At 65.1% G+C, this 18,909-nt stretch carries 25 protein-coding genes and 4 tRNA genes; 17 read left to right on the top strand and 12 right to left on the bottom strand.

Annotated elements, in window-relative coordinates:
- Positions 1–53: 53 nt before the first annotated feature.
- Positions 54–788 carry a Clp protease N-terminal domain-containing protein gene (locus CRM90_RS08915; RefSeq protein ID WP_102806630.1) on the bottom strand — a complete coding sequence of 245 codons (735 nt, stop codon included), beginning with the start codon at positions 786–788 and terminating at the stop codon, positions 54–56.
- An 81-nt stretch (positions 789–869) separates the two neighbouring features.
- Between CRM90_RS08915 and CRM90_RS08920 the strand changes: the two genes are divergently transcribed.
- From CRM90_RS08920 to CRM90_RS08930, 3 genes are all read left to right on the top strand, one after another.
- Entirely contained in the window at positions 870–1,328 is a 459-nt protein-coding gene (locus CRM90_RS08920) for an SRPBCC family protein (protein WP_102806631.1), read from the top strand.
- 88 nt (positions 1,329–1,416) lie between these two features.
- On the top strand, positions 1,417–3,255 hold the full coding sequence (locus CRM90_RS08925) for an AMP-dependent synthetase/ligase (protein ID WP_102806632.1): 1,839 nt from the start codon (positions 1,417–1,419) through the stop codon (positions 3,253–3,255).
- A gap of 17 nt (positions 3,256–3,272) precedes the next feature.
- Positions 3,273–3,749, top strand: a complete 477-nt coding sequence (locus CRM90_RS08930) for a hypothetical protein (RefSeq protein WP_102806633.1) — start codon at positions 3,273–3,275, stop codon at positions 3,747–3,749.
- 378 nt (positions 3,750–4,127) lie between these two features.
- Here CRM90_RS08930 and CRM90_RS08935 read toward each other — a convergent pair whose 3' ends face one another.
- Entirely contained in the window at positions 4,128–4,370 is a 243-nt protein-coding gene (locus tag CRM90_RS08935) for a hypothetical protein (protein WP_102806634.1), read from the bottom strand.
- A gap of 96 nt (positions 4,371–4,466) precedes the next feature.
- A complete protein-coding gene (locus CRM90_RS08940; protein ID WP_102806635.1) occupies positions 4,467–5,645 on the bottom strand; it encodes a cytochrome P450 in 1,179 nt (392 codons plus the stop codon).
- 83 nt (positions 5,646–5,728) lie between these two features.
- Here CRM90_RS08940 and CRM90_RS08945 point away from each other — a divergent pair, with 83 nt between their 5' ends.
- From CRM90_RS08945 to CRM90_RS09010, 13 genes are all read left to right on the top strand, one after another.
- On the top strand, positions 5,729–6,238 hold the full coding sequence (locus tag CRM90_RS08945) for an Rv2253 family sensor-like surface protein (RefSeq protein WP_102806636.1): 510 nt from the start codon (positions 5,729–5,731) through the stop codon (positions 6,236–6,238).
- Between the two features lie 223 nt (positions 6,239–6,461).
- The gene (locus tag CRM90_RS08950; protein WP_102806763.1) at positions 6,462–7,223 is read left to right on the top strand and encodes an SPW repeat domain-containing protein; all 762 of its coding nucleotides are present in this window, start codon (positions 6,462–6,464) and stop codon (positions 7,221–7,223) included.
- 295 nt (positions 7,224–7,518) lie between these two features.
- Entirely contained in the window at positions 7,519–8,643 is a 1,125-nt protein-coding gene (locus CRM90_RS08955; protein ID WP_102806637.1) for a tyrosine-type recombinase/integrase, read from the top strand.
- A gap of 270 nt (positions 8,644–8,913) precedes the next feature.
- Positions 8,914–9,153 (top strand): excisionase family DNA-binding protein, encoded by a 240-nt coding sequence (locus tag CRM90_RS08960; RefSeq protein ID WP_102806638.1) that lies wholly within the window; start codon positions 8,914–8,916, stop codon positions 9,151–9,153.
- Positions 9,154–9,325: 172 nt separating this feature from the next.
- Positions 9,326–9,910 carry a hypothetical protein gene (locus CRM90_RS08965; RefSeq protein ID WP_102806639.1) on the top strand — a complete coding sequence of 195 codons (585 nt, stop codon included), beginning with the start codon at positions 9,326–9,328 and terminating at the stop codon, positions 9,908–9,910.
- Between the two features lie 564 nt (positions 9,911–10,474).
- Positions 10,475–11,209, top strand: coding sequence for a hypothetical protein (locus tag CRM90_RS08975; protein WP_102806641.1), 735 nt, complete (start codon positions 10,475–10,477; stop codon positions 11,207–11,209).
- Entirely contained in the window at positions 11,206–11,613 is a 408-nt protein-coding gene (locus CRM90_RS08980) for an HNH endonuclease (protein WP_102806642.1), read from the top strand. Before CRM90_RS08975 ends, CRM90_RS08980 begins: the two co-directional genes overlap by 4 nt.
- A 110-nt stretch (positions 11,614–11,723) precedes the next feature.
- Positions 11,724–12,077 (top strand): hypothetical protein, encoded by a 354-nt coding sequence (locus tag CRM90_RS08985; protein WP_142391346.1) that lies wholly within the window; start codon positions 11,724–11,726, stop codon positions 12,075–12,077.
- 8 nt (positions 12,078–12,085) lie between these two features.
- Complete coding sequence (locus CRM90_RS08990) at positions 12,086–12,610, top strand: hypothetical protein (protein WP_142391347.1); 525 nt, start codon at positions 12,086–12,088, stop codon at positions 12,608–12,610.
- Between the two features lie 161 nt (positions 12,611–12,771).
- On the top strand, positions 12,772–13,602 hold the full coding sequence (locus CRM90_RS08995; protein WP_102806645.1) for a phage major capsid protein: 831 nt from the start codon (positions 12,772–12,774) through the stop codon (positions 13,600–13,602).
- A gap of 79 nt (positions 13,603–13,681) precedes the next feature.
- Positions 13,682–14,125: a hypothetical protein gene (locus CRM90_RS09000; RefSeq protein ID WP_102806646.1), complete on the top strand. Its 444-nt coding sequence runs from the start codon at positions 13,682–13,684 to the stop codon at positions 14,123–14,125.
- Between the two features lie 82 nt (positions 14,126–14,207).
- Positions 14,208–14,405: a ribosome modulation factor gene (locus CRM90_RS09005; RefSeq protein WP_102806647.1), complete on the top strand. Its 198-nt coding sequence runs from the start codon at positions 14,208–14,210 to the stop codon at positions 14,403–14,405.
- Entirely contained in the window at positions 14,395–15,126 is a 732-nt protein-coding gene (locus CRM90_RS09010) for a hypothetical protein (RefSeq protein ID WP_102806648.1), read from the top strand. The genes CRM90_RS09005 and CRM90_RS09010 overlap by 11 nt, the downstream gene beginning before the upstream one ends.
- Here CRM90_RS09010 and CRM90_RS09015 read toward each other — a convergent pair.
- The 5 genes from CRM90_RS09015 to CRM90_RS09035 all read right to left on the bottom strand — a co-directional run bounded on the left by CRM90_RS09015 (position 15,123) and on the right by CRM90_RS09035 (position 16,659).
- Entirely contained in the window at positions 15,123–15,980 is an 858-nt protein-coding gene (locus tag CRM90_RS09015) for a tyrosine-type recombinase/integrase (RefSeq protein ID WP_199189826.1), read from the bottom strand. The two genes, CRM90_RS09010 and CRM90_RS09015, sit on opposite strands and share 4 nt — an antisense overlap.
- Positions 15,977–16,174, bottom strand: a complete 198-nt coding sequence (locus CRM90_RS09020; protein WP_102806649.1) for a hypothetical protein — start codon at positions 16,172–16,174, stop codon at positions 15,977–15,979. Before CRM90_RS09020 ends, CRM90_RS09015 begins: the two co-directional genes overlap by 4 nt.
- Before the next feature lie 220 nt (positions 16,175–16,394).
- Positions 16,395–16,469: transfer RNA gene (locus CRM90_RS09025), tRNA-Val, on the bottom strand.
- Between the two features lie 16 nt (positions 16,470–16,485).
- Positions 16,486–16,556 (bottom strand) — tRNA-Cys (locus CRM90_RS09030).
- Positions 16,557–16,586: 30 nt separating this feature from the next.
- Positions 16,587–16,659: transfer RNA gene (locus tag CRM90_RS09035), tRNA-Gly, on the bottom strand.
- A gap of 175 nt (positions 16,660–16,834) precedes the next feature.
- Between CRM90_RS09035 and CRM90_RS09040 the strand changes: the two genes are divergently transcribed.
- Positions 16,835–16,909: transfer RNA gene (locus CRM90_RS09040), tRNA-Val, on the top strand.
- Positions 16,910–16,960: 51 nt separating this feature from the next.
- Here CRM90_RS09040 and CRM90_RS09045 read toward each other — a convergent pair.
- The 4 genes from CRM90_RS09045 to CRM90_RS09060 all read right to left on the bottom strand — a co-directional run bounded on the left by CRM90_RS09045 (position 16,961) and on the right by CRM90_RS09060 (position 18,864).
- On the bottom strand, positions 16,961–17,254 hold the full coding sequence (locus CRM90_RS09045; RefSeq protein ID WP_102806650.1) for a hypothetical protein: 294 nt from the start codon (positions 17,252–17,254) through the stop codon (positions 16,961–16,963).
- Positions 17,251–17,565 carry a hypothetical protein gene (locus CRM90_RS09050; protein ID WP_102806651.1) on the bottom strand — a complete coding sequence of 105 codons (315 nt, stop codon included), beginning with the start codon at positions 17,563–17,565 and terminating at the stop codon, positions 17,251–17,253. Before CRM90_RS09050 ends, CRM90_RS09045 begins: the two co-directional genes overlap by 4 nt.
- Positions 17,566–17,671: 106 nt before the next feature.
- Positions 17,672–18,526, bottom strand: coding sequence for a phage major capsid protein (locus tag CRM90_RS09055; RefSeq protein WP_102806652.1), 855 nt, complete (start codon positions 18,524–18,526; stop codon positions 17,672–17,674).
- 125 nt (positions 18,527–18,651) lie between these two features.
- Entirely contained in the window at positions 18,652–18,864 is a 213-nt protein-coding gene (locus CRM90_RS09060; RefSeq protein ID WP_102806653.1) for a hypothetical protein, read from the bottom strand.
- Between the last annotated feature and the right edge of the window lie 45 nt (positions 18,865–18,909).

The following is an 18,909-nucleotide window of genomic DNA, read 5'->3' on the forward strand; positions in this document are numbered from 1 at the left end:
CATCCAGTTAGATTGCGGGACTGGGTATTACAGAGATCTTATCCGGGCTGTGCTCAAGACTCCTTGGCCAGCGTGATCGCGGCGAGCATCTCGGCGATGTCGGCCTCGGCGCGGGCCTTGTCGAATCCGACCCGGTGCAACGTGCCGCCGTCCTGCTCGGCTTCGCGCAGTGCGAGCAGCATGTGTTCGGTGCCGATGTAGTTGTGGCCCAGGCGAAGTGCTTCGCGGAAGGTCAGTTCCAGAGCCTTGCGGGCACCGGAGTCGAACGGAATCAGGGCCGGTACGTCGTCCCTCCGCGGTGGCAGAACGATGGCAGCTCGCACGGCGTCCGGGGTTATCTGCTGGGCACGCAGCAGGGGAGTGGCCAGTGCGGCCGGATCAGTCAGCAATCCGAGCAGCAGGTGGTCCTGCGTGATCTCGGCATTTCCGGCCCCGTGGGCCGCGTTCTGGGCTGCGACGACGGCGCCGCGGGCTCGCGGGGTGAACCGGGCGAACCCCTGGGCGGGGTCCAGATCGGCGGCGTCGAGGTTGGTCATCTTGGGCACGAAACGCTTCTGTGCCGCCTGTTTGGTGACTCCCATGCTCTTGCCGATGTCGGTCCACGAGGCGCCCGACCGGCGGGCCTGGTCGACGAAATGCCCGATCAGGTGGTCGGCGAGGTCACCGAGGGCCTCCGCGGTCAGCACTGCGTCGGCAAGTTGGTCGAGGGCGTTGGTGTGGCCCCGCTTGATGCCGTCGATCAGGTCGTCGAGTCGGATCGGGTAGGCGATCCGGGCTGGTTCTTCCATCCGTCAACCATAGGTTGACGGATAAGCTTCGTCAACCATGGGTTGACGGTTCGCCTCCAACGGAGCGGGTACCCGCACACCATGCCAACGAGCGTTACGCGTGACATCGACGCGCCACGGGAACGAGTCTGGGAAGTGCTGGCCAACGGGTGGACCTACTCGCAATGGGTGGTCGGTAACAGTCGGATGCGCGCGGTCGACGCCGACTGGCCGGCGCCGGGCGCGCGAATCCTGCACTCGATCGGTGTCTGGCCGGCGGTGATCAACGACGAGACCGTGGTGCTGCGCTGCACGCCGCAGGAGGAACTGGTACTACTGGCACGGCTCGGCCCAGCTGGCGCAGCACGAATCACCCTGCGGCTCAGCGATATCGAGGGTGGCTGCCGAGTGGAGATGGCGGAGGTGGCGGTGGAGGGGCCGATAAGGTTCTTGCCGGACCGCATACAACTCCTCGGGTTCTGGCCCCGAAACCGCGAATCCACCTGGCGGCTGGCGAACCTCGCCGCGGATCGCGAACCGGCCGAATTCGATCCGAACTAGCCCGGCCGTTCGGCCGGCGGCAGGGAATCGCTCGGTCCGGGCTTCCCGATTCCGCCACGGGCGGCGCGAGGCGACATAAACTCGCGCCATGGCAGGCCCGCGCAAGTCCGACGAGCGGCCCGACGTGAGCAAAATCGACAACCGGGCGCCGTCGGTGCCACGGATGTTCCTCGATCGCGTCGCGGCCACCCCCCACACCGAGGCGTTCCGGTATCCCGACAACGACGGGTGGACCAGCGTCACCTGGGAGCAGGTCGGTGAACGGGTCGAGTTGATTGCCGCCGGGCTGATCGCCCTCGGCATCAACCCCGAGGACCGGGTGGCACTGGCGGCGGGAACCCGCTACGAGTGGGTGGTCGTCGACTTCGGCATCCTGTCCGCGGGTGCGGCGACGACGACTGTCTATCCGAGCACCAACGCCGAGGACACCGCGTTCATCGTCGCCAACTCCGGTAGTCGCGTTGTCGTGGCGGAGAACCAGTCTCAGGTCGACAAGCTAACCGCCAACCGTGCCGACCTGCCCGCTGTCGAGAAGGTGGTGATCATCGACGGGACGAGTGACGACGACTGGGTGATCACCCTCGCCGATCTCGAGCAACTGGGCAAGCAACTCCTGGCCGACAACCCCACCGCGGTGACCGAGCGGATCGACGCGATCCCGCCCGAGCAGCTGGCCACCCTGATCTACACCTCCGGCACCACCGGCAAGCCGAAAGGTGTGCGCCTGCATCACGAGGCGTGGACCTACACCGCCGCTGCGCTGGATTCGCTGCAGGTGTTGTCCGACAAGGACCTCAACTATCTGTGGCTGCCGCTCGCGCACTCGTTCGGCAAGGTGATGCTGGCCATGCCGTTGGTGATGGGTTTCCCCACCGTCATCGATGGCCGGGTGGACAAGATCGTCGAGAACCTGGCGATCATCAAGCCGACGTTCATGGGTGCGGTACCGCGGATCTTCGAGAAGGTGCACGGCCGGATCACCGAGACGATGGTCGAAGAGGGCGGCGTCAAGAAGCGGCTCTTCGACTGGGCCACTGACGTGGGCCTGCAGGTTTCGCGCGCCCGGCAGGCCGGTCACCGGGTCGGACCACTGCTGGCGTTACAACACAAACTCGCCGACAAGCTGGTGTTCAACACGATCCGGCAGCGGTTCGGTGGCCGCCTGCGGTTCTTCATCTCCGGCTCGGCCGCGCTGGACCGCGACATCGCGCAGTGGTTCGATGCCGTCGGGGCCATCGTGCTGGAGGGCTACGGCCTGACCGAGACGTCCGCGGCATCCTCGCTGAACCGTCTGCATGCCTATCGGTTTGGGACGGTCGGCTGGACACTGCCGTACACCGATGTCAAGATCGCCGCCGACGGCGAGGTGCTGCTCAAGGGGCCGGGCGTGATGAGCGGCTACCACGACCTCCCCGAGGCGACTGCGGAGGCCATCGACGCCGACGGATGGTTCCACACCGGCGACATCGGCGAACTCGACGCCGAGGGCTATCTGCGGATCACCGACCGCAAGAAGGACATGTTCAAGACGTCGCAGGGCAAATATGTTGCGCCCTCGGCAATCTCGGCGGCGTTCAAGGGCATTTGTCCGTTCGCGAGCGAGATCATCATCTATGGCGAGGGCAAGCCGTACTGTGTCGCGCTGGTCAGCCTCGACGCGGAGGCCATCACCGAGTGGGCGGATCGCAACGGCATGGAGGGCAAGACCTTCGAGGAAGTCGCTCGGGACGAGAAGACCAGGGAAATGATCGAGGGGTACGTGGAAACCCTGAACAAGCACCTGAACCGGTGGGAGCAGGTCAAGCGCTTCGCCATCATTGACCGCGAATTGACTGTCGAGGCAGGCGATTTGACGCCGAGCCTGAAGCTCAAGCGCAAGGCGGTCGTGGAGAACTTCCACGACAACATCGACGAGCTATACGGCTGACCGTGTGGCGTTGCGGCGTGCTGCTGGCCGCCACGGCCGCGTTGTCGTTCGGCGTGGCGCCCGCGCGGGCGGACGTCCCGGTGCCGCAGCCCGGCGCGGCGTGCCCGGCCGAGCTGACGGACGTGATGACCCGGCTGCCGGACGTCGGCGATTTTCTCGTCTGCCAGGCAACGGGCATGTGGGCCCCGGTGCTCGCCCCGTTCGATCCGGTCAGTCGCTGGCTGAGCTACGGTGCTGGAATCACGTTGCACGGTCAGGGATTTCGTAATCCCAACCTGCGCTCGGGGCAGTGGACCGCCGCTCCGCTGGACCCGTCCGCGGTATGCAGTGCCGATCAGGTGACCGTGATCGGTCCGGGAGAGTTAGCGCCCGTGGTGCATTCGCCCGGCGAGTCGGGTCAACCCCTGCACCTCGACGTGCTACCGAAGCTCTTCACCATCACGATGAACGGTGACTGTCTGTGGTCCGAAGATCAGCCGCCGGGACTGGGGTGAGACCACTGTTTCGACTGGCGGTGTAGGACGTCTTCGCCAGCAAGGGCCGTGGACTGGTTCTCCGCACTCGGTCGCAGTGATGTGTCACCGGGCGATGTGCTCACGACGGCGTCGGCCGGACCGGCGTCGACGTCGGCTTGTGGGCCAAGTGGTCCCCAGGGGCGGGGGGCCGGTGGCCCAAGGGGGTGGCCACTTCGCGTAACCCACCCCTGGAGACCCGCTTGTGACGGTCGGCATTCGGTGTGTTTGCGCTACCGGGCCCCGACCGGTCGGCTGTGTTCTCAGCGTCGTCAGAAATGTACGACACCTGCGGTGGCCGGCGGCCGACTTCGACAGAAATATTGACGATTTGGTAAGAGTGTGTGCGGCGGCAGTGCCTCAATGTGTCGGCGCTTTGGTGGCGGTGACCGGCATGGGGGCCGGTCCAGGCGCCGGGGGCGGGGCAGCAGTCGTTTGCGCGGTGGTCGAGACGCTGTGAAGGTCCGGAGGTGGCGTCGGCTTGTAGAAGAAGACCGCCGCGACCGCAATGGCCGCGACGACGACCGCGGCGCAGGCGACGATCACCCCGGCGACGCTGGTCCGGCGCTTCAGTTTTCTGATGACCCTGGTTGACCCCCGCATAGCGCGGACCGTAGCGGATCGGCGGCGACCCGTGGGGGACCAGACAGCACTGTCACAGGCACGAGGAAGCGTTCCCGCAGGATCGATCTCAGGGCTTTATCCCCATGTCACCGGTAGTTCGACAAGTCCGTGGGACAGGGAGTGAAAGCCGGCGGTCATCGTCGCCGGATCAGTGCACAGCGCCAGGGTGGGGAAGCGGGGAATGAGCTGAGAGTAGACGGTCTTGAGTTCCAGTCGGGCCAGCGCCGCACCGAGGCAGTAGTGCAGGCCGTAGCCGAAGCCGACGTGGGCCGCGCCGCTGCGGTTGAGGTCCAGCCGGTCGGGATCGGTGAAGACCTCGGGGTCGTGGTTGGCTGCGCCCGGGTCGAGCAGGACCAGGTCTCCCTCCCGGATCGTCACGCCCTCGGCGTCGATGTCGGCGCGGGCGTAGCGCGGGACGCCGACTCCGCCGGTCATGCCGGCGCGCAGGACTTCCTCGACGGCCTTCGGGATGAGGTCCGGGTTGTGCAGCAGGGTCTGCCACTGGTCGGGATTGCTCAGCAGCAGCAGGCACCCCACCCAGATCTGGGTCACGGTCGTCTCGTGACCGGCGAAGAGCAGCTGCATCGCCAGCGTGGCGATCTCGAAGTCGGCCAGGTCGGGCTCGTCGCACAGACGGGAGATGACGTCGTCGTCCGGGTTCGCGCGCTTCGCGCCGACCAGTTCCATGCCGTAGCCGAGCAGCGACTCGAGCCCTTTGAGAGACACGTCGTCGTCGGGGGAGAAGGCGGCGTCGTCGACCCAGCGGCGGAAACGGTCCCGGTCGGCGTACGGGACGCCGAGCAGATCGCAGATCACCAGGATGGGCAGTGGCTCGGCCAGGCTGGTCAACAGGTCGGCGGGCGGCCCTTGGCGGTGCATGTCGTCGAGTAGGGCCGCACACAGGCCTTCGACCTTCGGCTGCAGGGTGCGCATGTGCCGGGGACCGAAGTGCGGCTGCAGTAGTTGGCGCATGCGGGCGTGGTCGGTCGGCTCGGAATCGAAATCGCCGATCGGGCCGCCGAACAGCGCCGAGGTGCGGCTGCGCGGGGCGTTCGCGGGGTCGCGGTGGGTGCGGCCGAGAAGTTCGTTGTCCATGAGGCTGCGCACGAGTGCGTACCCCGTGACCAGCCACGCCTCGTCGCCGACGGCGGTCAGGACTTTGTGGATCGGCCCGGTGCCCTGCAGCGCGAGAAGGTCGTCGGGGGAGCGCAGCGGGTGGCTCTGACGGAACGGCAGCTGGGCGGTGGCGGTCATGCTGGGAGCGTACGACTGACCGCGACGGCCCGGACCATTTTTAAGACTACTGGTCTTGTTTGCCTCGCCTTTAGTATTCAGCGATGGCTCACACCAATCGTCGCAGCTTGAGCACCTTCGCCGGGTTGCTCGCCGCGCCGGCGGCGATCGCGGTCTGGCTCGCCCCGATTGCCTTCGCCGACTCGGCGTCCTGGAACGGCGAGTACGCGATCACCTTCATCGTCGGGCCCAAAGCCGGAACGAGTATGGCCGCCGGTCAGCCCGAACAACAGCACACCGAAACCTATGGTTTCCAATCGAATTGCACCAACGGCACGTGCACCGCCACGATCACGAGCGGTCCGCCGCCGAGCAATCCGACGGTTCCACAGCCCGTTCGATTCACCTGGGACGGGTCATCGTGGACGCAAGCCAGCGACTTTCAATGGCAGTGCCTGATGCCCGACGAGACGGTCCAGTGGAACCCGGCCCACGCTGAGGTGCGGTACACCCCGCAAGCTGACGGATCCCTATCCGGCACCATGCACACCGAGATCATCAGCGGCGCGTGCCAGGGCACTGTCGATATGAACATGACGGCTGAGCGCGCTTAGCAGGTCCGGATCGAGGCCGGCCCGGCGATAACGCCGTATCGGCAAGCCCGCGAACAGAATTCACAACGGGCGCGGGGTGGGCCCGGTCCGTGCGTTGCTGACGCGCTTCGCGCGCCGCGGCCGGGCGGCTGACTGCCAGCTGCCGCACACGGTTGCGATCGCACCCGGAACTATGGCCGAAATGCCCTACCCGCCCTGCAGGCAACGGGTGTTGGTTGAGGTTATGACTAGTTCAGAGCGGTGGATCGGCTGGGTGGCAGTAGGCATCGGCGTCTGCGCGGCAGTGTCGGCGTTTGTGGTCAGTTCGACTCAAATCGGGCAGGGATTCGCGTTCGGTTTCGGATCGTTCATCGCCTTCTTTGGGGCGCTGTCGGTGCTCGCCCACAACCGAGCTCCCGACCATTGGGGCTTACTCGTAGTCGGCCTGGCCATGTTCGTCGCTCCGTTCATCGGCAACGGCTTCAACTATGACCAGGGAGCATCGTGGACGTGCTGGGTGGCCGGCGGCCTGGCCACAATCCTCGGCGGCGTCGGCTGGCTTCATGACAAAACGCCGACCGAGTACGGAGTCAATGAGTTGGGCGACAGCCAACGGCTTCGGCACCCCTGGAGCTACCTGATCGGTCGGCTGGCGTTGGGTGTGAGCGTCGCGACCGTGCTGTTAGCTCTTGTCTTCCGGTCGAGCGCAGCCGGGACCGCGGTGACCGTCGGTCTTGGCGGCATGATCGCTGTGGTCGCGGTTTGGTCGCTGCTCGCGTCGGAACCTACCCACGATTTCCTGACACTCGCCATCGTGGGATTCGCGCTGCTCTTGTCGCCGTGGGCAGCTGGATTCACCGGGGAGAGCACCGCTTGGACGGCCTGGGTGGCCGGTGGACTCGCCGCAGCGCTTGGCATCACTGGTTACCTGCGAGACGAGCGCATGGACTTCTCCGCCGCTGTCCGCGATGATTCGGCCGCGCAATACCGGAAACAATTCCCGTAACGCTGCCGATGCGGCCCGGGATTCGGTGGTGACCGTCTCGGCCCGCAACGGTCGGCCGCGCTTCAGAGTTTCGGGCAGGGGAACAACAGTGCATCAATCGTGGTGCGCGATACTGGGATTGAAGTAGGCCGCTGCTCATTTTCGAAGTCATCGCGGTGACCTGCTGAAATGACCGCTGAACAGGCGACACGATAGACAGTATCGCGCACGCCAAGTGTAGTTAGATTCGACCTCGTGTAGGTTCGTTGGGCACGTATTGGGCACGCCGCCGCGATACTAACCACCACGGAGAGCCATGCCACGCGCCCGCGAAAAGCGGTCCTTCGCGACCATCCGGAAGCTTCCGTCCGGCCGATTCCAAGTCCGATACACCGGTCCGGATGGAATCCGGCACACCGCGCCGTCCACGTTCGGCGCCCGCATCGACGCCGAAGCATTTGTCGTCGCCAAGCGCCGGGAGATCGACAGGGGAGTGTGGGACGCGACGGCCGAGAAAAAGCGTGAGGCGATCACGTTCGGCGCCTACGCTGCCGCGTGGGTGCAAGGCCGGCAAGTCGCCGGACGTCCAATCAAGGACCGCACCCGTGAGCACTACGCGGCGATCCTCGACGACCATCTGCTGCCGGTCTTCGGCAGTCGCCAGATTGCCGCCATCACCCCGAAGGATGTTCGCGAGTGGCACGCCGACGCGCTCGTCGACCGCCCTACCATGCGCAGTCACGCCTACAGCCTGCTCCGAACGATCATGACTAGCGCCGTCAACGACGAACTTCTGGACTCGAACCCCTGCCGAATCACAGGGGCTGGCCGCGCCAAGCGCGTCCACAAGATTCGGCCGGCCTCGATCGACGAACTCGCCACCGTCACGGCTGCGATGCCCGAGCGGCTGCAACTGATGGTGATCCTCGCGTCGTGGTGTGCGATGCGCTTCGGCGAGACAGTCGAGCTTCGCCGTGGGGATATCGACCTGAGCGACGAAGTGATCCGGATTCGTCGCGCCGCGGTTCGCACGCAAGGCGGCACGTTCGCAGTGACGACACCGAAGTCCGACGCTGGCATCCGTGACGTCGCGATCCCGCCGCACATCGTCCCGCAGCTGGAAGACCACCTGTCGAAATACGTTGCTCCAAAGCGCGATTCGCTCATATTTCCGAATGAGGCGGGCGAACACCTACAGCCGTCGACCCTCTACCGGCATTGGTACAAAGCTCGCGCGGAGGCCGGCCGCGACGACCTCCGATGGCACGATCTGCGCCACTCTGGCGCCGTGCTGGCCGCGGCAACCGGTGCGAGCTTGGCGGAACTGATGGCACGTCTCGGACACTCCACACCACAAGCTGCGATGCGCTATCAGCACGCCGCTCAGGGGCGGGACCGAGAGATCGCGGCGCTGCTGTCGAAGCTGGCGGCGAACGGCTGAGCAACACGCAATTGGCTCAGGGTTCTCGTGATATTTCGAGAGTTTCTGTTAACCTTCGGAACCACAACCAAACACCGACGCTACTCAAGGCTCACAGGCGACACGCCCGCTACACAGGCGGGATTCGACCGGCGCATCACCACCCGGGAACTCCGGACCGGCGAGATCGTAGGAGCTAAGACGAACGGCGCACGCCCCAAACTGGGGTCTACCCGCTGAGTCCCACACGCGGACTTGTTGAACCGGCAGCCGAGCACAGAACAGACCCAGATGGTCTATCTGTTGCTCGGCTGTTTCCGTTCAAAAGGGGATGCCCTCGTGCAGAACAACTCTCGACGCCGCTACGTCTCGATCGCTGATGCGGCGGAGTATCTCGGCGTTCACACTCACACGATCCGGCAGATGATTGCCGACGGCCGGTTAACGGGTTACCGATCCGGACATCGACTTGTCCGCGTCGACCTGAACCAGATCGACGACGCGATGAAGCCGTTCGGCGGTGCCGCGTGAATAAGCCGCCTGACCAGCCGGTGATCCACGTCGCCGCAAACGCTGCGCGACCCGGATTGGTACTACTCGCTGTTGGATCAGGCACAGATCCACACAATGTCACTCCCGAGTACGCCATCAGATTGGCCGTTCGACTACTCGACAGCGCCGTCGTTACGCTCACCGCGGGGACGTGAGCGGCCAACTCGTCGGCGAGGTGATCAGTGCCGCGGCCAGCTTAAAGGCCCGCAAAGTGTCTGACCGTGGCTTCCAAGCCCTGATCGCGATCGCCGAGAAAGCTGGCGCGGATCGCACGGCGTCAGTGCGATGGGACCACATTCGCGCGGGCCTCTACTGGCCGTCTCGAAGGACTGCGGAGCGTGCGGTTCACGAGCTCGTCCAAGCGGGCCTGGTTCGAATCGCTAAGGCCGGCTTCAAGAATCAGCATGGGCAATCTCGGGCCCCGGTCTACGAGGTTCTTGCGCTTGTGGATACCGACAACCAGGTGTCGGAATCCACCGTCTTGGATACCGACAACCAGATGTCGGAATCCAAGACGGTGGATTCCGACAAATCGGATGTGGATTCCGCCAAATCAGGTGGTGGATTCCGACACTCAGGTGTCGTACTTGACGTTTCCTTTGACGTTTCCATTGACCGGGCAGCCGTGCGCGCCGCGATCGACCGCTGTCCGTCCTGCGATCAGTTCGGCCGACTCGACAACCTCGAAGACTGCCCCCGCCATCCGAACTTCCGAACCAACAGGAAACCAGCGTGAACCGCCGTGGCGCCGTCGAGCAGGCCGCACGCGCCGAACGAACGTCGGCCATCCGCCGCTGCCGCCATTGCGATCCATCCGGTTGGCGCCTGGGGCCCGATGGCCTGGCCGCCGATAGTGCGCGCCGGTGCGACCACAGCCCGCCGCAGGCGTCGGGACGGGACGTTACCGAGCCCGTTCAAGAATCCGACCTGTTTTCCGAGCCGCTGCACGACCCGACGGCGCAGAGGAGTACGCCGTGAACTGGAAAACCATGGCCGCGTTGCTCGCTGACATTCCCGACCTTCCCGGAGCGCGATGCGCGGGTCTGGCGGATCTTTTCGAAGCAACGGTCGATGAACACGGCAAGGCGGCCCCGAGGTCCGAGCGTGAGGACGCGCGTACGGCCGCTTTGCGTCTCTGCAACGCATGTCCATCCCTTGCCCCCTGTCGAGCCTGGCTCGATGGGCTGCGGCCGACGCAACGACCGCGGGGAGTCGTTGCCGGCCAAGTGATCGCAGCGAGCGGGCGCATCCCCGGCTCAGTGCGGACCGCGAGCACCACACCCAACCAAGGACGGACACGATGACCGAAGCCACCGAGCACCACGACGTAATCGCCGAACTCATTGCGTGGCGGTACTGGCACCTTCCCACCCGGCGCGGCCACCGGCGTGATTTGCGCAACGTCAGCCCGAAAGACCAAACAGTCTGGGGTCGCGGGACCACACACGCCGTCTGCCGCCGCGACCCCTCCCACACACCGCCACACCCCGGTTGCAGCTGCGGCATCTACGTCATGGGGGCCGTCGACATCCAGCTTGCGGCAGCCACCCACTACTACGCCGCCGACGAATACCAACGGGTCGCCAACCTCGGCCGGCACGGCACACTCGGTATCCCCGAGAAAGACGGCTTCATCGACGCCCGCGTTCCGTGGATCGAGGAACAAGCCCGCTACTACCAGGGATACGACATCGTCATCGGCCGTGTCCGCGCCTACAACGTCGTGCGCCACCAGCGACCACCTGACAACCCCGACCAGCTTCCGTGCTGGCGCGCGGGATCGGCGCTACTCGAAGCGCTCTACATGTCGAAACGCATCATCCGCGACGCCGAACAACTCCGCGCGCAACTCAGCGAAAAGTACGCAGTGCCATGCGAAATAGGCTTCCCGGCCTACACCCAAGAAGACTGGGACAACAGAGCGCAGCCCGACGGACTCAAAGACACCGAAGCCAAATGGGCCGAAGTCGGGCTCTACCCGCCAGGCAAGAAAGCGCCACCCCCACCACGTTTCTGGGTTGAGACGCTGCCGTGACGAACCCCAGATACGCGAACGGAGCACGCCGGCGAGCTCTCCGAGCACGCATCCTTCGCGAAGAAGACACCTGCGGCATCTGCGGCCACGACGTCGACAAGGAACTTCTCACCCCACACCCGCTCAGCCCAGAGATCGACGAGATAGTTCCCATCGCACACGGCGGCGACCCATACGACCGCGACAACTGCCGCCTTGCCCACCGCGTGTGCAACCGGTGCCGCAGCACCGGCCAACACCACGGATTCTGCATCGCCTGCCAAAACGCCGACGTCACCAACGACGACTGCGGCAGCTACGCCTACGACGACAACCACGCACCCGCCGGCCAACACTGCAACGACTGCAACGGCATCCACCACCCCCGACCCGGAGTCGCCTTCGAAACCAGCCGGACATGGTGAAACCGCTGACCAGGGGCGGGTACCCCCCCACACCCCCACCAGGCGCTCTCTAGGCACAGCGCCTTTTGCCCCCCCAGATTCTGAAAAAAACAAAACGAAAGGATCCGAAATTGATTGACAGAGAGGACTTGCGGGCTGCGGTTCGGGGGTTGTTCGGCGATGTGGGCAAGCGTCCGCCGGGTCCGCGGTACGAGATGACGCTGGCCGATGTGGAGGACTACTCGCTGCGCTGGGTGGAGAACCTCGGCGCGGGCCGGTTCACGACGAGCGAGGCCGACATCATCACCGACGCTGACGGGTCACCGCTGGCGGTTACCCGGTCGGTGGAGACGTTCATCTTCAACAGTCTGTTGCTCGACCGCGCTCACGCTGACCGGCTCGGCATCACGGCGGCTATCGAGGCCGGCGAGTACCCCGGCGTCGAACTCTTCGACCCCTACGACACGAAAGGCAACAACCAGTGAGCACCGACATGACCACCACCGACACACCCGGAACCGAGCCGAATTCGACCGAGACGGAAGCCGCCGCGGTCGACAGCACCGAGACGCCAGCGGCGGACTCGGAGGTCGACGAGGACCAGGGCGCCGACGAGGACCAGGACGACGCCGCCGACGAAGGTCCGGGCAGGGAGGCAGCGAAGTACCGCCGGCGGCTGCGGGACACTGAGGCTGAACGCGACGCCCTGGCCGCACGCGTCGAGGCTTTGCAGCGGGCCGAGGTCGAACGACAGGCGACCGTAGGCGGTCTCAAGCCGGCGGCGTTGTGGGCATCTGGGACCGAGCTCGCCGGACTACTCGGCGACGACGGCACGGTCGACGAGTCGAAGGTCTCCGCGGCGATCGCCGGGGCGCGCGAGTCGTTGGGAATCCCGAAGCCCCCGGGCGGCAATTACGTCAAGGGCGAGGGGCAACCCATCCGGCGCTCTGCAAAGCCCTCCGGGAAGGAAGCGATGGTTGGCGTCGTGATGGGGCGCGGCGTCGCCGGCGACGACTAGACTCGGGTGCTGCGGCCGGGGTTACGCCCGGGAAGGCCCACCCCGGCCGCAAGCACGCCCCAGGAGGGCAACCGCGGAAGCCTTGCAGGCAAGCGGAATTCACACCCGTTAGGCACCTGTCACAAATGTGACACCTGCCGCCCTCCTGAGAGGTCTCACCAATGGCAACCAAGATCACCCCCACATCGCCGAAGGCGTGGGCACCCGACCAGACGGCGTTCGTTCCAGGCGACGTCATTCCCGACGCACTGATCCTGAACACGGCGACTGTCGTCGGGCAGATCGAAGGCGACGAGCCCGCAGTTCGGGTTCCCTTCGTCGCCGACGACGGCGTGGTCGGCTTCGTCGCGGAAGGCGCCGAGATCCCCGACGCGGACCAGGATCTCGATGAAGTCGTCGTGTTGACCGGCAAGGTCGCCGCGCTCGGCAAGTATTCGTACGAGACGTTGCAACAGCCGCAGGCTGCCGCGATGGTCGTCGAGTCGTTGTCCCGCAACGTCGTCCGGAAGGCCAACGCCGCGTACTTGGGCAATCCGGTTGCCGGACCCGGCCCGGTCGGTCTGCTCAACTCGCCGGGCATCATCGACTTTGAGACGCCGATCGCTGATGACCTCGATCTGTTGGTCGACGCGATCGCGTTCATCGAAACCGACGGCGGCACGGCAACGCACATCATCGCCAATCCCACGGCGTGGGCGACGCTGAGCAAGCTCAAGCGGGCCACCGACAGCAATGAGTCGCTGATCGGCGCCGGCACCGTCGCGGCCGAGCGTGCATTGCTCGGCCTGCCAGTGCTGGTCACGCCTGAAATGCCCGCGGGCTCGCTGCTGGTCGCCGATAAGTCCGCGGTGATCGGCGCGCAGTCCGCGGTCCGGCTCGCCCGCTCCGACGACGCCTACTTCTCGTCGGATTCGATCGGCGTCCGGGTGACGTGGCGGCTGGGATGGAAGGTCATGCACGCGTCGCGCGTCGCGAAACTGACCGTCGCCTAAGACGTGCCCTCCCGGTGAGCGCGCGTTCGGACGTAGGCGCCAGCGCTCCTGGGAGGGCACCCAGAGAGAGGTTGCGACCATGACCGAGCCGACACCGGATCTGGGCCCGCTGGTAATCACGCCGGCGGACCTGGATCCCTTCGCGACCATCGAAGAGGCGAAAGCCGTGCAGATGATCGAAGACGCGCTAGGGATGGCCGAGCTCTATGCGCCGTGCATCAATTCACCGGAGTTCGCGCACCGGAGGGCGGCTAAGGCCATCATCCGGGGCGCGATCCTCCGCTGGCACGAAGCCGGCAACGGCGCAGCGACCACGAAGTCGGCCGGCATCTACGGGCAGACCGTGGACACCCGGCAGCCGCGCAAGGCGATGTTCTACCCGTCGGAAATCGACCAGCTAAAGCAGCTGTGCCGAAGCGATGACGAGGATGGCGGCGCGTTCTCCATCGACCTGTTCCCGTCGCCGGTGCCGCGGCTGACTGCGCGTCAACAGTTCGAACGCGACGTCGACACCATCGGGTAGCCCGCGCCGCCCTGGCCTTGATCGTCGCTATCGTCGGCGTGGGATCCGCCGCTGCGGCCGCGCCCTGCTGCATGATTGCCGGATGTCGAAGCGCGCGGAATACACCTTCGCGCTCTATTCCGGCCGACTGGCCGACGTCGGCGACAGCAACCCGTACGCCGGTGAGTCTCTGGTGCTGGCTCAGCTGTGGATGCGGGGATATCTGCGGATGCTTAGGGTCCGTAACGAGACGAGTCGGGCAATGCAGCTGTACCGCCAAGGTCGGTCATGTGACCCATGATCTGCCCAGCCTGATTATGTGGCTGGTCAGCCCAGACGGTGCCGGCGGCACTGTCGTCCCGGCCCTGCCGGCGAAGGAGGACCACATGACACCGGTTTGGCAGTTGCTTATCAGCGGTACAGCCGGTAGCGCGCTGACCTACGCCTTGACATGGTGGCGTGAGAACAAGCGGATGCAAGATGCATACCGAGCCCCACAACGACAGGCCATCGCTGAGATCCTCACTGCTGGTTACGAATTTCAGCTGGGTGCCCTCAACCTGCGGTTTGTGCTGACGGAGTTGATCGAAGAGATCCGGCAGAACCGTGATGAGAACATACCGGCGATCGACGCGCAGGTACGCGAGAAACAATCGGCGTACGGCGCTGCCATGCTTGGGATGCGACGAGCGTTCGAGGTTGGCGCACTGACCGTGCTCGACGCGCAGTGTTGGAAGGAAATGGTCATCGCAGTCGCGGCATTTTCAGAGTTCAACGACGACCCCGACGGTGCAAAGGAATTCTCAAGTGTCGATGAGTTCGAGCAATTCGTCGCTCTGAACAAGGAGCGCTCAGATCGGTTGCGTGTTGCCATTTCTGGACTGGTGAAAGTGGCTAGCCAGCGCGTCACGCCCGTTGAGTCGCGTCGCACTCGGCGGGAGCGCCGCGACGCGCAACGTGAACTTGCGGAGTATCTGAGCGGCGGAGTCGATCATGCGCCGGAAGGCAAACCCGACACCTAACGCGCGGCCATCGCCGCGGCCCGTATCTCGTCGGAATCGACAGCCGTGTATCGCTCGGTAGTCGCGACGCTGGAATGTCCGAGCAGCGTTTGCACCGCGCGCAGATTGCGGGATCCGCGGTACGCCCTGGTGGCGAATCGGTGCCGAAGGGTATGCGCCGTCCAGTGATCGGGCAGCGCGCGGGCCATGAGCTTGCCGACGTGCTGCGGTGTCAGGTGCCCGTCCTCGGCGCCGGGGAACAGGTAGCCGGCTCGATGAATACCCTCAAGCTGACTGAGGGTAATCGCGCCGGCGATCGCCGCGGCCAGGTCTTCACCGACAGGCACGACGCGCAGCTTCCCACCCTTGCCGTGGACCAGGAGTTCGGCGCCGGCCGGACCGCCGGTGAGGTCGCGGCGATGGACGCGCGCTATCTCGGCCCGACGAAGACCAGCCTCGGCCGCAAGCCTCAGCATCAGTCGAACCCGCGGATCGGCGCCGGCGATCGCGGCCGACCACACCGCATCGGGGGCTGGCCGCGGCGCCGGCGCAGCCGCGCGCATCACCGGAAGCTCGGCCGCTGGGTTCGTCGGAAGGTGGCCGGCGCGGTGCGCCCACCCGAAGAACGAGACGGCGGTGTTGCGGTGGCTGCGGCGCGTTTCGATGCTCCACGACTGCCGGCCGAACCACGCGAGGATGCCGGCCGTCGTGACCCGCGCTGGCGCACACCGGAGTCCGTGCGCCATGAACGCCAGGTGCCCGCGACGGGTGGCGAGGGTGGCCGGTGACCTGCCCGCGCCGGCTTCGGCCGCGAGGTAGGCACCAACCAGGTCGGCCCACGCCGGCGGAAACGGTCGCGGCGCAGGCCCGCTCACATCACGCCAGCGAGCTGGTCGCACTGGTCGGCCGCGTTGAGCAGCGCTGCGGCGACTCTGCGGGCATGCTCCGGGGCCAGGTCTGTGATGTTCTCCGCATAGGTGCCGTCAATGAAGATGCGACCGTCGGAGATGGACACTGTCAGGTCGGCGTCATTGTCGCGAGCGATGGTGTGCTTGGCGGGGAGTCTCATGCGCTGAGGTTAACCCCAGACAAATCGAATTGCCAAGGGCTGCAAGGAAAGTCGTACATATGTCTCTACCAGCGCAAACGTCGGAATCGGGCATATTCCGCGACGCCGGTCATTTGTCGGCGCGGGTCGGGATTGGCCAAGCGCGTTGAGCGGGTTGGGCATGTATTGGGCACAGCAACAAGAAAGGCCCGGGGTTACCGGGCCTGACCTGCATCAATCGTGGTGCGCGATACTGGGATTGAACCAGTGACCTCTTCCGTGTCAGGGAAGCGCTCTCCCGCTGAGCTAATCGCGCTGGACAAATCTCTTAGAGGTGGAGACGGGAATCGAACCCGTGTGCACGGCTTTGCAGGCCGTTGCCTCACCACTCGGCCACTCCACCGTTGGGTCTGATGCCGCACTTGCACCTTCGAGCGGATGACGGGATTCGAACCCGCGACCCTCACCTTGGCAAGGTGATGCGCTACCAACTGCGCTACATCCGCGCGCTTCGGACGAGATCGTCGCCCGCTGCGAAGCACGACAATAGTCGACGTAGGCGAAGCCGCACAAATCGCCTCGCCGTGGCGCCGCGACGAGCGCATTCTGGCTGGACGGGTGTGCCGTGATAATGTTCGTCCTCGGCGAATCGGGCACCATTCTCATGGTGCGCGCGCACCGGGTCTCGTAGCTCAGTGGGAGAGCGTCCGCCTCACACGCGGAAGGTCGCTGGTTCGATACCAGCCGGGACCACCAGGTCAGAGTATTTTTCTGACAATCCCGTGCAATATACGTGCAAGTTCGTGGTTATCCCGACTTCACGGTGGCCTCGTAGTGATGCACCCGACCTCGGCCGTCGAGAATCGGCACGATCGGCGTTGCGAAGCCGCTGCCGACCTTGGTTCCGAAATCCACCGACTTGATGCTCCCGCCGATGCGATCGAGGCTGCGCGGCAGGATCAGCCGGTAGAAGTTGACGACGTTGAACGGGTCGAACTGACCCGCGCGCTGCTCGGTGACAACGACGCCGTAATAGGTGCGGCTGAAGTCATTTCGGCCCTCGTCGCAGAAATTGACGACGATCTTGTCGCGGCCGATCACTGTGCACGCACGCGGTAGCGGTTGAGCACGATCTGCTCTGCCAGGTTCCATCCCTGCCAGCCGCCGCGCAGAGACACGGCACCGATGTCCGATGACAGTTGCTCGGGGTTGGCCACCAGGCGGGCTGTGGCCGTCGTGATGACAGCGGCGATGTCGTCGGCCGGATCGGTACCGGCGAAGCCGCGACCGCGTGTGTAGGACCGCGCCAGTGCGGTCATGATGGCCACATGCTCACCGGCCAGCGTGACAAGCGTTGAGTCGTCACCAGCGCCGAGAAAGTCAGCCACGTCCTGCCCGGTCACTGCCGCCATGCGCGTTACCCTCTCTAGTGGAGAACCCCCCAACTTCCTAGTCCGGGCGCGGGGGGTTTTCCGTTGTCCGGCTACGACTTTCAACACCTATGCGGGTTAGGCCTTTTTAGGCCTCGGTCAGCAGGGTCACAGCCTTGGACTGCAACAGCGCTGTGTCCCAACGCGATACAACGCGGATGCCGATCGAGTCATAGTCGCCCCAGGTCTGATCGAGAATCTTCACCTCGGCGTTCACGTCGCGGGCCACAACAACCTTGCTGAAATCGACCAGCGCGACCCGGTTCTTTGTTGACACGGCCGGAATGTTGTCGGTGACGATCACCGGCAGGCCGAGCAACCGCAGATCGGTGCCGTTCTGGATCGTGTTCGGGTCGATCACGTACCGCTTATCGGTGGTGCCGACCTTGACCTTGCGGATAGCCGCGAAGCTGGCCGCCGTCATGACCCAATGTGTCGGGCTCACCTTGTTTCCCTGCGCGACGGCCAGGCCGTCGATCAGGCTGTCGGGGTCGGTCAGGTCCAGCACGCCGGTCGTAATCCCGGTCTGGCGCAGGATGCCCTTGATCGTGTTGGACGCGCCGGTGCCGTCCCACAGGGCCGCGTCGAGTGCGTTGGCCACGTCGGTGACCAGGCGGGTGCGCAGCACACTTTCCAGCCCGACCACACTGGTGCGGATCAGTTCGTTGGACAGCTTGACCAGAACCTTCAACCCCTTGAGGGTCGACGGCAACAGGGTGACCTCATCGAACGCCACGTCACCGTCGCTGATCTGTGCGCCTTCGGCGACGAACCCGGCAGTGACGCCGTTGACGACCCGCGGCACACGAACTGGCGAGCTGGAATCGAGCACGACCGGCCCAGCGGCCAGGAACGTGCTGGCCTGCTCAAGCGGTTGAACAAGCAGGTTCGCGACCTGCGATTGAATCAGGGTGGAATTGCCCGAAGTTACTTCGATAGCCATCGGTGAAAGTCCTTACGACATAGGGATATTCGCAGAATTTCCCTTGCCGCCAGGACAACTGTGGGGCCGGTCCACCAGGAACCGACCCCACCAGTTTACCCCCAGGGGGTATTGCAGTGATGATCTCAGGTGGTTTCGCGACCCTCCATCTTTTTGCGGATCTCGGGGCGCACGTCGGCGTCTGTCAGCTCTGCCCCGGTCTCCTTGCGGTAGGCGTCGATGAAATACGCGACCGCCTGATCCTCGGTGAGGCCGTCGGGGATCTCGATGGTTCGGTCGTACTGCTCTTTGATCTGGCGCTCAAGATCAGCGGCGATATCGTCGGAGAACGATGCCATTAGGCGTACCTCTCTGTAGTGGTGGCCGACGAAGTTTAGGCCCGT

Source organism: Mycobacterium sp. ENV421 (genome assembly GCF_002887815.1).
Lineage (GTDB): Bacteria > Actinomycetota > Actinomycetes > Mycobacteriales > Mycobacteriaceae > Mycobacterium.

Excerpts from the sequence above, each read along its gene's own strand:
- CRM90_RS08915 (WP_102806630.1), bottom strand. The coding sequence starts at position 788 with ATGGAAGAACCAGCCCGGATCGCCTACCCGATCCGACTCGACGACCTG.
- CRM90_RS08920 (WP_102806631.1), top strand. The coding sequence starts at position 870 with ATGCCAACGAGCGTTACGCGTGACATCGACGCGCCACGGGAACGAGTC.
- CRM90_RS08925 (WP_102806632.1), top strand. The coding sequence starts at position 1,417 with ATGGCAGGCCCGCGCAAGTCCGACGAGCGGCCCGACGTGAGCAAAATC.
- CRM90_RS08935 (WP_102806634.1), bottom strand. The coding sequence starts at position 4,370 with ATGCGGGGGTCAACCAGGGTCATCAGAAAACTGAAGCGCCGGACCAGC.
- CRM90_RS08940 (WP_102806635.1), bottom strand. The coding sequence starts at position 5,645 with ATGACCGCCACCGCCCAGCTGCCGTTCCGTCAGAGCCACCCGCTGCGC.
- CRM90_RS08945 (WP_102806636.1), top strand. The coding sequence starts at position 5,729 with ATGGCTCACACCAATCGTCGCAGCTTGAGCACCTTCGCCGGGTTGCTC.
- CRM90_RS08950 (WP_102806763.1), top strand. The coding sequence starts at position 6,462 with ATGACTAGTTCAGAGCGGTGGATCGGCTGGGTGGCAGTAGGCATCGGC.
- CRM90_RS08955 (WP_102806637.1), top strand. The coding sequence starts at position 7,519 with ATGCCACGCGCCCGCGAAAAGCGGTCCTTCGCGACCATCCGGAAGCTT.
- CRM90_RS08960 (WP_102806638.1), top strand. The coding sequence starts at position 8,914 with ATGGTCTATCTGTTGCTCGGCTGTTTCCGTTCAAAAGGGGATGCCCTC.
- CRM90_RS08975 (WP_102806641.1), top strand. The coding sequence starts at position 10,475 with ATGACCGAAGCCACCGAGCACCACGACGTAATCGCCGAACTCATTGCG.
- CRM90_RS08990 (WP_142391347.1), top strand. The coding sequence starts at position 12,086 with ATGACCACCACCGACACACCCGGAACCGAGCCGAATTCGACCGAGACG.
- CRM90_RS08995 (WP_102806645.1), top strand. The coding sequence starts at position 12,772 with ATGGCAACCAAGATCACCCCCACATCGCCGAAGGCGTGGGCACCCGAC.
- CRM90_RS09000 (WP_102806646.1), top strand. The coding sequence starts at position 13,682 with ATGACCGAGCCGACACCGGATCTGGGCCCGCTGGTAATCACGCCGGCG.
- CRM90_RS09005 (WP_102806647.1), top strand. The coding sequence starts at position 14,208 with ATGTCGAAGCGCGCGGAATACACCTTCGCGCTCTATTCCGGCCGACTG.
- CRM90_RS09020 (WP_102806649.1), bottom strand. The coding sequence starts at position 16,174 with ATGAGACTCCCCGCCAAGCACACCATCGCTCGCGACAATGACGCCGAC.
- CRM90_RS09050 (WP_102806651.1), bottom strand. The coding sequence starts at position 17,565 with ATGGCGGCAGTGACCGGGCAGGACGTGGCTGACTTTCTCGGCGCTGGT.
- CRM90_RS09055 (WP_102806652.1), bottom strand. The coding sequence starts at position 18,526 with ATGGCTATCGAAGTAACTTCGGGCAATTCCACCCTGATTCAATCGCAG.
- CRM90_RS09060 (WP_102806653.1), bottom strand. The coding sequence starts at position 18,864 with ATGGCATCGTTCTCCGACGATATCGCCGCTGATCTTGAGCGCCAGATC.